The 12,208-nt window shown below is 42.3% G+C and carries 9 protein-coding genes and 2 pseudogenes; all 11 read right to left on the bottom strand.

Translation table 11 applies throughout. The features are described 5' to 3' along the window. Positions 1-137: 137 nt before the first annotated feature. The 11 genes and pseudogenes from JCM14108_RS01900 to JCM14108_RS01850 all read right to left on the bottom strand — a co-directional run bounded on the left by JCM14108_RS01900 (position 138) and on the right by JCM14108_RS01850 (position 12,146). The gene (locus tag JCM14108_RS01900; RefSeq protein ID WP_035177932.1) at positions 138-893 is read right to left on the bottom strand and encodes a DUF6612 family protein; all 756 of its coding nucleotides are present in this window, start codon (positions 891-893) and stop codon (positions 138-140) included. Positions 894-1,088: 195 nt separating this feature from the next. Beyond that, the gene (locus tag JCM14108_RS01895) at positions 1,089-1,523 is read right to left on the bottom strand and encodes a hypothetical protein (protein WP_035177929.1); all 435 of its coding nucleotides are present in this window, start codon (positions 1,521-1,523) and stop codon (positions 1,089-1,091) included. A 151-nt stretch (positions 1,524-1,674) separates the two neighbouring features. Next, on the bottom strand, positions 1,675-2,103 hold the full coding sequence (locus JCM14108_RS14050; RefSeq protein WP_235807079.1) for a hypothetical protein: 429 nt from the start codon (positions 2,101-2,103) through the stop codon (positions 1,675-1,677). 355 nt (positions 2,104-2,458) lie between these two features. Further along, positions 2,459-4,056, bottom strand: a pseudogene (locus JCM14108_RS01885) (APC family permease). A 286-nt stretch (positions 4,057-4,342) separates the two neighbouring features. After that, entirely contained in the window at positions 4,343-5,965 is a 1,623-nt protein-coding gene (locus JCM14108_RS01880) for an APC family permease (protein WP_035177926.1), read from the bottom strand. 175 nt (positions 5,966-6,140) lie between these two features. Then, positions 6,141-6,596 (bottom strand): nucleoside deaminase, encoded by a 456-nt coding sequence (locus JCM14108_RS01875; RefSeq protein ID WP_035178147.1) that lies wholly within the window; start codon positions 6,594-6,596, stop codon positions 6,141-6,143. 43 nt (positions 6,597-6,639) lie between these two features. Then, the gene (locus JCM14108_RS01870) at positions 6,640-8,037 is read right to left on the bottom strand and encodes a solute carrier family 23 protein (protein ID WP_420805516.1); all 1,398 of its coding nucleotides are present in this window, start codon (positions 8,035-8,037) and stop codon (positions 6,640-6,642) included. 340 nt (positions 8,038-8,377) lie between these two features. Further along, positions 8,378-9,989: pseudogene (locus JCM14108_RS15745) on the bottom strand (FAD-dependent oxidoreductase). A gap of 155 nt (positions 9,990-10,144) precedes the next feature. After that, on the bottom strand, positions 10,145-10,627 hold the full coding sequence (locus tag JCM14108_RS01860) for a universal stress protein (protein WP_035177923.1): 483 nt from the start codon (positions 10,625-10,627) through the stop codon (positions 10,145-10,147). A 276-nt stretch (positions 10,628-10,903) separates the two neighbouring features. Beyond that, positions 10,904-11,413: a YbhB/YbcL family Raf kinase inhibitor-like protein gene (locus tag JCM14108_RS01855; RefSeq protein WP_035177920.1), complete on the bottom strand. Its 510-nt coding sequence runs from the start codon at positions 11,411-11,413 to the stop codon at positions 10,904-10,906. 106 nt (positions 11,414-11,519) lie between these two features. Continuing rightward, complete coding sequence (locus JCM14108_RS01850; protein ID WP_035177918.1) at positions 11,520-12,146, bottom strand: hypothetical protein; 627 nt, start codon at positions 12,144-12,146, stop codon at positions 11,520-11,522. Between the last annotated feature and the right edge of the window lie 62 nt (positions 12,147-12,208).

Here is a 12,208-nt window from a genome sequence, read left to right as displayed (position 1 = left end):
TTGAAAATTACTTTTAATTAAAAATAATCTCCGCTATCGAAAAGCACGTTGCTTCTCAAATAGTGGAGACTATTTTTAATGATGATTTAGTCGGTGATTAACCGGCTGTTGTCAGTATCCTGGGATACTAAATCATCTTAATCCGTACCCATGTATTTGGCTAAGCTTGCCGGGAACTTCTTGGCTTGAGTCATGACACTTTCAGGAACATCAACTTTGTTAATCTTATTCAAGTCGGCGTAACTACCGCTAACAGTAGTGGTAGCAGCTTCCCCTTTACTGGTGTATTGAATCTTAATATTTGATTTTGTTGGTAAATAAGTTTTCTTGTTAACCGTGTATTTGAACGTCAGGTGGGAAACGCTGATCTTGTCGGCGTTCTTTTCAGCAGCTTTACCGGACTGGGAAATCAGCACTTTCTTAGCAACGCTGGTTGCCTTTTTACTGTCACCATCATAGGAGAGCGTATAAGTCTTATCGTTGGATTTTAATTTCAAATCCTTTTTAATCCCCTTAAGGATTTGAGCCGCTGAACGAGCAGACATTTGGCTACGGGTATTCTTAATCAGTTGACTGTTTTTAGAAATGGGTTGTTTATACCAAACTTTGTTCATTTGAATATAAAGCATATTCTTGTTGATGTAGTAATGGCTGGTAGGTTGGCTTTGGTTTGATTGGTTCAAAGCCACAACAAATGGCTTCAAGGTAAATGTCCCACCATCAATCGTTTGTTGGCTGCCAACTCCTGATTTTGTCTTCAAGGTAACGACAGCTTGGCCGCTCTTAATTGAATCAACAGCGTCTGTTGATTTGGAAACCACCTTTGATGTATTGGCACAGCCCCCCAAGGCTAATAGGCAGACCCCAAAGACAAACAACATTGCTTTCTTCATAAAAAAATTCCTCCAAATTAATTTCAAAATATTGTGGTTTGTTGTCAATTGTTACCCGTAGGTGAATAAACAATTACAATAACCATTCTAACACGTGACAGCGGCTGATAAAATTAAGAATTTTACTCGATTTAAACAGTGGTGAAAACAATCCGGTTAATTTTAGGGTGGTTCCGGTTCAAAAACGTAAAAAGGTTATTTTCCCACTTTGTAATAAGCCATTTTATTTGTATTCTTAGTGCCATTACCGACAATCATTTTTTTCTTGTTAACCTGGTTAATGGTTAGCAATGATTCATTTCCGTTTGAAGCATGATTTCTGACCAAGTAGGTGTTTTTTGAAATACGTTGATAATCAACCGGTCGGATCCGGTATTCCAAGCTTTTGCCATTAATAGTAGCCGAGGTACTAATGGCTGTTTTGCTGAATGATAATGTATAATAAATAATCGCTTTGCCATTGGGACCGGCTTCTGTTTTGGCTGCTAACTGCCAGTTGCCGCGTAACGCGCTTGGCGTACCCTGATGCCAGGCAGCCGCTTGGACTGACGGTCCTGCAAAAATAAAAAATAATAGCAACGCGTCTAAAAAAATAATTAAATGCTTCTTGATCGATGTATTGATTTCCATGACGGGATTCACCTCCTAATTTCTCCAATATAGCATACTCGGGAAAGAGAACAAAGTAACGGAGAAATAATCAGTTGACCTTGAATGTCGAATTATAAACAAAAAGAGAGCCCCGACCAACGCAATCAAGTACGCGGTGGAGCCCACTTTATTAAGCTTTGTAATATTTAGCAGGATTGGTATTCTTAGTACCGTTACCAATAACGATTACTTTACTGCTGGTCTTTTTAACGTGAAGGGTCATCGTAACTTTTTTGGAAATCTTAGCCTTGATTATGTAAGTATACTTTCCAGTCACGGCATATTGTGCAGATGTTCCTTTCATGCCCAGCTTATTTTTGCCTGTATAAGCGTAATCTGAGATTGCAGTTTTTCCAATTGTGACTTTATCGTATGCAGTTTGTTTCGTTGAACCGCTACCGATACTCGTTGATTTAGTCTTCCAAGTTCCCCGAACAGCGGAAGGAGTACCCTTATGCCATGTTGCGGCATTGGCAGGTTGTTGTGCAACAAACAAACCTAATCCTAAAGCTGCCCCCAAAGTAATAGAAGCTTTTGTAGCGAATTTAGTCATATTCATATATATCATCCTCCAATGCCCCTAATATAACACGTGGTTAATGATTTGCCAACGGTTATGATTGTGGATAAATCGATTTTAAAGCCAGCGATCTCAACGGGGACGTGAGATTAAAGCCGCTGCATTTTCTTTAAAAAATTGTATCGACCACTAATTTACCCGAAGACAATAATTTGATGTATGATGAATATACCTTGGCAGGGGCACTTTTGATGCCTAAAATCGGTCGGAACGAAAAATTTCGGCCGGTTTTTTCCAGCTGGAAATTGGGTTATGATAAAAAGTGCCTTGGGAGGACGTCATAAAAAAACATCGGTGCAGCCATCTGAAAAAATAGCTGTACCGATGCTTTGTTTTATTCTTTAACCGTATCGTTTAATTTTTTAGCCTGATAATAATCAGGGAAGACGTGAGCGCTCTTGATTCCCCAGTAGTAGAAACCAAGAGAAGCAACGATGATGACAACAAAATCCCAAGGATACGGAATCCAGTTAACACCGTTAAACTGATGACTGCCGATATAAGACATGATTGAGATGAAGATCAAGTAGAAGATCATCCACATACTTGACCAAAAAGCTTTTCGTGTATTAACATAACCGGCCCGATATTCGTAGTAGAAGTAAAACGGCAAGCCCAATAGGATAACCAGAATAACTTCGACTGTTGTTGGCCACATTGCCCAGTAAACAGCTAATGAGGCCAATACAAACGATAATGGTGCCATCCAGCTTAAGTTTTTCAACTTAACGGGTCGCTTGAAGTCCGGTGCTAGTTTACGAAAGGCAACTGCAGTCACTGGTCCGGTCAGATAGGCAATCAGAGTTGACGTACAAATAACCGTTGCCAACGTTGCCCAAGACCTGAAGACAGAAACCATCAGCATACTTAAAATCAAATTGACGAGCATCGCAACTCGGGGAATCCCGTATTTCTGGTTGATTTTTCCCAAGAAGCTTGGGATGTGCTGATTACTTTCCATGGCGTAAAGTGCCCGACCGGTTGATGCGGCAAAGGAAACGCCGGTACCGACCGGTGAAACAAAGGCATCCATGTATAGCAGGACGGATAACCAGCGAATTCCCAACATGATTGCCAAGTCGGCAAATGGTGAATTGAAGTTGATCCCGCCCCAACCATGCGCGGCAACGGCCGATGGCTTAATTGCTGTGATAAAAACGCTTTGTAGGACGACATAGATGATCCCGCTAATCAGTAGTGAGATGAAAATACCACGACCGATGTTTTTCTTGGGGTTCTCAATTTCGCTTCCCATGTTAATAACCGTTTGAAAGGCGTTAAACGAGAAAATAATCCCGGCTGATGAAGTGGCCGCAAAGATGGGTGCCGACCCGTATGGCATGAACGTGTGCAATGAATGACCGCAATTTTCAGGATGAAAGCTGGCAATTGTCAGCATAATAATTGTTAGTGTCGGAACACCGATCTTAAACACTGAAATGAGACTGGTAAAGCTGGTTAATATCTTAACCGACCAGAAGTTTAACAGTGTAAAAGCCAGCATAAACAAGAAAACGACCATGAGTCCGGTAGTTGTGATTGTCCCATTTTTTAGGAATTGATGGGTCCAATTGGCCCATGACCACGGCCAGGAACTCATATATTGGACGGCGGCAACAGCTCGATTGGAATCAATGTAATGAGTGAAATCCAATTGGCCCACGAAGAAATAAATCCCAGAAGCGGTCCGTGAGAATACTGGGCGTATTTGCTCATCCCGCCGGCTTCCGGAAACATTGCGCCCAATTCAACGTAATCGTAAGCGATCGCGGCAATAACCGCACCACCAATCACCCATGAGATGATGGCAGCGGGGCCCGCTATCCTTGAAGCTTCCCAAGAACCGAAAAGCCAACCTGATCCGATTAGAGAACCAAGCGTTAACATTACCAGTTGAAATAACCCAATTTTAGTTGTTTTGTCAGAATCCATTTTTACCTCCTGTTTGCAATGACAACTAGTGTAACAAATGAGAAAATTATTGCAAATGAAGTAAAATGAAAAAAGTGCGTTGGTGACTAATATGATGGTAAGGAGAAGAGCTTATGCTTTTTTTGGAATAGTGCTGGGATTACGCTTTTGGGGGTTCTTTATTTAACGATCCAAAATGCTTATTTGCTTGTGATTTATCAAAATAGCATAAATAGAAAAATCAAAACGATCAAATAAACCTACATTTCAAACATTTTTTCAGCTATGAACGCAAATTAATCATTTACTATTGGCGAGTTTGGTTATCTTCTTCCAGTTTAACGCCTTCGTTTAATTTTTTTGCCTGATAGTAGTCCGGAAAAATTTGCCAACTGTGAATGCCCCAATAATAAAAGCCCAAAGAGGCAATGATAATGACAATAAAATCAACAGGATAAGGAATCCAGTTCATTCCATTAAATTGCTGGCTTCCGGCGTATGAAATCGCAGATATGAAGATAAGATAAACGATCATCCAGAGGCCGGACCAAAAAGCTTTACGCGTATTAACAAAGCTGGTTTTATATTCATAGTAGAAGTAAAAGGGAAGCCCTAAGATAATAATCAAAATAACTTCGATTGTCGTGGGCCACATTGCCCAATAAGTAGCCAAGGAAGCTAGGACAAAGGAAAGGGGAGCCAACCAGCTAAGGTGTTTTAAGGTCACCGGTCGTTTGAAATTTGGCCCCATTTTTCGGAACGAAACGGCGGTTACCGGTCCGGTCAGATAGGCGATTAAAGTTGACGTACAGATAACGGTGGCCAGAACAGCCCAAGAACGGAAAATGGATACCATGACCATACTAAGGATGGTATCAACGATAATGGCGACCCGGGGAATCCCGTAAGTGGTATTGACTTTGCCGATAAAGCTGGGAATATGATGATTTCCTTCCATAGCGTAAAGTGCCCGGGCGGTCGAAGCGACAAATGAAACGCCGGTTCCAAATGGCGAAACAAAAGCATCCATATAAAGCAGGACAGACAGCCAGTGAATGCCAAGCAGGATTGCCAAATCAGCGAAGGGAGAATTGAACTGAATACCATGCCAGCCGGCTTTGGCGATCATATTTGGATCGAGCGCCGTAATAAAGGTGCTTTGGAGGACAATGTAAAGAACACCGCTGATTAAAAGTGAGATAGCAATACCGCGACCGATGTTTTTTCGGGAATTTTGGATTTCACTTCCCATATTAATAACGGTTTGAAAAGCATTAAAGGAAAAAATAATGCCGGCCACTGAAGTTGCTGCAAAGATCGGCGCACTTCCATACGGCATAAACTCATGCCAAGTATTGCCATAGTTTTGTGGATAGAATCCGGAGACTGTCAGCATGATGATTGTTAGTGTGGGAACGCCGATTTTAAAAATGGAGATTAAGCTGGTAAATCCGGTTAGTACCCGGACCGACCAATAATTTAGCAACGTAAAGATTAAAATAAAGCCAAAAACAACCAGTAAACCGGTGTTGGTGATGGTTCCGTTTCGCAGGAATTGATGGGTCCAGTTGGCCCAAGACCATGGCCAAGTGCTCATATATTGGACGGCGGCAACAGCCTCAATTGGAATCAATGTAATGAGTGAAATCCAATTGGCCCAGGCAGCGATAAAGCCTAAAAGTGGTCCATGTGAATATTGGGCATATTTGCTCATCCCACCGGCTTCCGGGAACATCGCACCAATTTCTACATAATCATAAGCAACCGCACCAATCACCACACCACCAATTATCCATGAAATAATCGCTGCCGGCCCGGCAATTCTGGAAGCTTCCCAAGAACCAAACAGCCAGCCAGACCCGATTAGTGATCCGAGTGCCAGCATAACCAATTGAAACAAACTAATTTTTGAAGTATGTTTTGCGTCCATGTTGTCCCTCCATATCGTGTTAAAAACAATTTTAGCCGATTATGATAATGATAACAACTTAATTAGAAATTAATTTGAATTTGCTTTAAATATGGAAAAGTGGCACCCGAAAATTGACAAAATAAAAAACAGAATCAGAACATAGTTTCGCCTGACCCTGCTTCATTTTGCAAGTTTAATAAATGACCTTCGTTTTTCGATCCTCGAATTGATTGAATGCTTTTATGGTATGATCACGATTACTTGATTTTAAATCCAAGACCGTTTTATCCGTACCATTGCCTTTGATAAAGTTATAGATGTAATCATCTCGAAAACCAATTTTAGCAGCATCTTTTGCTGTATTGCCATAATAAGCAACTTTGATGTTTGACCAGATAATTGCTCCCAGGCACATTGGGCAGGGGTAGCACGATGTATAAAGCGTATAACCACTTAAATCGTAGGTTCCCAATTTCTTAGTTGCCTTTCGAATAGCAGTGATTTCTGCATGGGCTGTTGGATCTTGATCCGCTAATACTTGATTGTGGGCGGTTACGAGTACGCCCTGTTCATTAGCGATAACCGCACCAAACGGACCACCAGCTTCGGTTTTTAAATTGCTTTCAGCTTCTTTGGCGGCTAATGACATGTATTGATCAATCTTCTTTGTATCCATTATTTAAAACACTTCCTTATTTTTCGACTTTTGTCAGTTTCAGCTGCTGGTTGTCGGGTAACAACTGATTTAAAATGATCGCTGTTATAGCTGCCGTTGCAATTGGTGAATCAAGCAGATATTGAACAAAAGTCGGTGCTTCGTTTTTTAGACTGCTTGGCATTAAAACCAATCCTAAAGTTAAAATGATTGGAATACCCAAAATATAAAGTGCGCGTTCCACAAAATGGCTTTGACTAACAACTCTTAGGCCGTTGAGCATAATTGTTGAGCAGATAATTGCAAAGACACCGCCGATTACGGCTGATGGGATGGCTGCCAGCAAGGCGGATAACTTTCCAACAAAACTGAAGAGAATAAACCAGATGCCGGCACCGATGAAGGCTTTTTTGCTGGCAACTCCGGTAATCGAGATAATTCCTGCGTTTGTGGAGTAGCCCGTGACGGGAGTTGAACCAACCAGGGCTGAGACAAGACAGGAAACACCTTCACCGAAGACACCCCGATTGATTCGCTGCGGCGTGAGTTTCGTATTGGTAACCGCTGAAACGGCAAACCAGGTACCGGTTGTTTCAGTCATTAACACCATGTAGATAATCAGCATGGTTAAAATCGGTGAAAGGGAAAAGTGAAGGCCATAGCTGGTTAAAGCAAACTTGGGTGTGCTGAACCACGGCGCTTCTAAAACGGATTTGACCGAAAACCGACCCATAAACGCAGCCACAATTGTGCCGATGGTTAAAGCAATTAGAATTGAACCTAATCGAAAGATACGATCATATTGTGGAAAGTGAAGACTGATCATGACACAGACAACGAGTGCACCGGCAGTGATAATCCCCAACAGGACATTGCTATTCAAGTTTCCGGATGCTTGAAAAATATTGTCGTTAAGCGCTGAAGGAATTAGTGATAAACCGACGTTTGTAATAATGGTGCCACCAACCAGTGATGGTACGAATTTTTGGATTAGTTTTGGAACAACGTGCGTAAATCCTAAAATTAGGACAAACAACGCACCAACAATTAATGATCCAAAAATAGTGGCCATGCCGACTGTTCCGCGACCGGCGGCAATATAAATACCAGCCAACGCTCCCAAAGGGACAAAGGAAGCCCCCTGTGTAACCGGCATTTTCATGAAGACACCAGTTTGTAGAATGGTGCCAATCCCGGCTGCCAAAAAGGTTGCTTGAATTAATCCCATTTTGTTTGCGAGGGGTAAACTCAGCATACCTGCAATAATAATCGGTACAACGTAAACGTCCATTGCTAATAAATGCTGTAGTCCCAGTAAAGCGGCCTGACCGGTAGAAATATCCGCGTCAGGGGCTACCATCAACTGGTCGTCAGACTTGTCAATCTTGAATGATTTTGGTGATTCTTGATCGGATTGCTTCACAAGTATCTTCATCATCACAACACCTCTTATTCAATTTGACAAGCCTGCCACCTGCTTGCATTTCTAATGTTAGAATTAGTTACATTAAAAATCTTTTTTATAGCCGCCTGATCTTTTTTAAACTGAAGATCTTAAAAATGATCTTACGCTGAAATAGCAGTGTTTTCAATCCTTTTTCAAGGAAAACATGACCGTGTTATTTTATGAATAAGCGGTTATCAGTTTATTTCTTTGGTGAATAAACGATCACGGTATGCTAAAAAAATAAATTTCAAGTCGTACTTATGTTATAAAACGTAACAAAGAAACGGTTAAAGTAACATAATGTCATCTTAACCGCTTCTTGTTTAATTTATTCTTCAATCATGGTTGCTTTGATGCCTTTTCCAGCTAGTATTCGCGAGGCATTATAGGGCCCCAGCCCCTTTCTGAAAGTAATATAGACTTTTTTGTCAGTTGGCACCTCGTTGATTCGTTCCCGCAGTTCAGATAGTGGAATGTTCAAGGTTGGCGTCACCGAGCCGGCTGCCGGCTTGCCGGCCTCCCGGATGTCTAAGAAGAAGGCTGATTTAAAATCTGTTTCCGGAATATCGGTTAATTTGATTGTTGCCGTTCGATTGGTTAATTGGTTGATGGCAACGTAACCAGCGATGTTTAAAACATCCCGGGTTGAAGAGTAGGGCGGCGAGTAAGGAATTTCAAGTGATGGCAAATCAGTGACCGTCAAATTTCCGGTAATCGCAACCGAAAGTTGAGAAATTCGTTTATCGATGCCGTTTCTGCCAACGGCTTGACCGCCCAAGATCTTGCCGGTTTTATCCTGATAAAGTAATTTGAAGTTAACCCGGTCGGCATTTGGAAAGAAGTAGGCGTGATCAAACGGCGTGATAAACACCGAACGGTAGTCGTTGATCCCAGCCTGTTGGAGCATTTGTTCAGTATAGCCGACATAGCTGACGGTTAAGTCAAAGAACTTGGCGACGCCCGCACCGATAAAGCCCTTATAGATTAATGGTGCGCCGTTAAAGACATCTGCCAGTAAGTGGCCCTGACGATTAGCGGCACTTGACAAAAGGCTTGGAATTGGTTGACCGGTGATGAGACTGGTGGTTTCAATTACATCCCCAATGGCGTAAATATCGGGCAAACTAGTTGCCAACTGCTGATTAACGATGATGTGGCCATCTTCGGATAACTTAATTCCGGCATCGGCTGCCAATTGACTATTTGGTTGAACACCGGTTCCCAAAAACAACATATCGGTTTGATGAGTGGTACCGTTATCAAACACCAGTGTTTTGCCATTGTCGGTAATTTCTTTAATGGTGTGGTGAAGCAGAACATGGACACCCTGTGCCTGTAATTCTGCCGCGACAATTTCGGCAATCTCGCTGTCAAATGGTGCGGCCACCTGACCGGATTGTTCAACGATTGTTACATCCATATTGTTGTTAACAAAACTTTCTGCGACTTCAATGCCGATGGTACCGGCGCCCAGAATTGTCACCCGCTTTGGCCGTTTGGTTTCTAAAAAGCGCTTGATCTTGTCGCATCGGTGATTGCCCGGAGAACGAAGGCATCATCAGCTTTATCAATCCCCTTAATTTCGGGGACAGCAGGCTTGCGCCAGTAGCGATAACTAATTTATCGTAAGTTTCGGTATAAGATTGATTGTTTTGGTGGTTGATTACATGAACCAGCTTTTGCTTTGGATCAATCGCAGTAACTTCGTTATACAGTCGAACGTCAATATTATTCTTTTGTTTCAATATTTCGGGGGTGCGTTCAATAACGGTCGAGCGATCCCGAATTAAACCACCCAGATAATAGGGCAGCGCACAGCTGGCAACCGAAATTGCTGCTCCCCGCTCAAAAATGATAATTTCAGCATCTTCATTAATTCGACGCAATCGGGTCGCAAAAGAGGGGCCACCTGCAATACCGCCGATAACCAGCACCTTCATTGTCATTCCTCCAATCCGTGTACAGCGCTTACATAACTAACTTAATGATACCTGATTGAAGGAACCTGATAAAGAAAAGGCACTTTAAAATAATAAAAAAGCCGGTCAAATTGACCAGCCCTTTAATTCTATTCAGATTATTATCCCGAATTTGCTTATTTCTTTGCCGGGACGGATGGTTCGTTCTTTTGGTTTGTCCGAGCGACCATGACATCACAATGGGCATTTCGATTAACGAATGAAGAAACCGAACCTTCAAGGACCCGTTGCAGCCGGCTCATACCAGTAGCACCGATAACGATTAAATCAGATTTGTGGTCACGTGGAAATTCAAAAGCGATAACCGTCTTCGGATTTCCAAAACGAATGTGAATGCTGACATCGTCAATTCCTGCATCTTTTTTAATCCGATCGATTAGTTTGTTCAGATAATCCGTTGTATCTTCAACTAAGTTGTTAATAACGTCACCATCAACCATACCACCGTAATTGTAACCGTATTGGGTAGTACTTAGAACGTGAAGGACATCTAGATGGGCGTTGTTGTTTTTTGCAATTAAGGCACCCTTTGCTAATGCATCCTCAGCTTGTTTGGATCCATCGACCGGCACCAAAATGGTTTTGTAATTGGCTTCCATGAGAAGCGGCCCCCTTGCCGTTAATTAATATGTTTATTATATCACTAATCCGCACAATTTTAGTTAGTACCTTTAAATGATTTGGTGTACTGTTTTGCTCCGCACACTTTTCTTAGGACTGCTGCGCTAAGCAACGTTCTGCTCCGTACACTGGTTTAGGACTGCTGCGCTAACCCACAAGCCTGCATGTAAGGGATTCATTTCAAGAACCCAAGCCCGGGGTTCCCGAAATAAACGCCTTACACTCCGGCTTATCCCGGGTTAGCTCCGCACACTTTAATTTTGGCTCGGTAAGACTATTTCCGCGGTTGCTAAGATATGGCCCCGCATGGCATCCTGCAGCTCATTCAACCAAAAGCCATCTTTTAATGGCAACTCGCTGTCCAGTGCAAAAACAGAAAGATGGTAATTGTGAACCTTATCGGGTGGAACCGGTCCATTATATCGCCAAGCTGTGTTGGGATCCTGGTTACCGATTAGGCCACCAGCGGTACTGTTGCGTCCCTGAACCATCGGGACTTTTAGCTGACGACTATTGTCTTCGGGAATTTCCAAAACATCCGGCGCGATGTTGGCAGCAATCCAATGAATCCAAGGAAAACCGCTAACCGGAACGGCATCCCAGTCAATTAGCGTTAAAGCTAGTGATTTTGCATTCTTAGGAACGCCGGTCACCTGGATTGGAAATGAAACGACTGGTTTTCCGTCAACTTTATCACTTGAAGCGGCATACTTGGCATACTTATCGGGCAAAAGGCCCTTTGCTAATGGCACTTTGATCTCCATTCTTAATCACCCTCCCAATAACATCATAAATCTTTCCAAGGCCGATGAAAATAAATTATATTTGTGGTCAATACTTAATAAATGCCAAGATGGTCGAAATTACAGCTTATTTAACAAATTTCAAAGTGTAATAACCTTGGCCGTTTGATGTAATTGTATAATTGACGTAACCGGCTTTTAGCCATTCCTGCTTGGTTGCGTTGGCCCAGCTCTTGGCGTCCTGAATTGACGAAAACGTGTGGGCACTCGCAAATGGATCGGCAGCTTTCGGCTTCTTGGGTGGTTGAGTGGCTTTGGTCTTAGTCTGGTTTAATAGACTTTGTTCGCTCTTTTTGACTGACTGATTAGATTCTTGATTAACAGACTGTTGTAATGTAGCTCGTTGTTGCTTGGTAATGCCATTATTGTCAGCCGAATTCAGTTTCTCTTTAAAAGAAGCAACCCGATTACTTTCGAGTTTGCTGGTTAGTGACCCCTTACTTTTTCGATTTTTTAAAGCACTTTCAGATTTTTTAATTGTTCGGGTGATGCCATTGTTCGACGAATGCTTGGACGACTTACTACCGCTGCCGGTAAGAAACCAGCTGAGTGAAACGGCAATGGCAAGGGCAACAATCAGGATCAAAAGCGCAAACCACCAGCCGCTGTATTGCCGCTTGCGTTGGCTGCGCCGGGTTTGTTCCGAATTGAAATCATATTTTTTATACTGTGGTTCGTTGTCATGCTTATTCACATCAATACCTCATTCTTACAGTTGTCTTGCAAGTTAACCTAGTCGAATATATTATAACAGAA

This window comes from Lentilactobacillus farraginis DSM 18382 = JCM 14108 (assembly GCF_000583655.1).
Lineage (GTDB): Bacteria > Bacillota > Bacilli > Lactobacillales > Lactobacillaceae > Lentilactobacillus > Lentilactobacillus farraginis.
The sequence above is the reverse complement of the archived record's forward strand: the minus strand, read 5'-3'. Positions and strand labels throughout refer to the sequence as shown.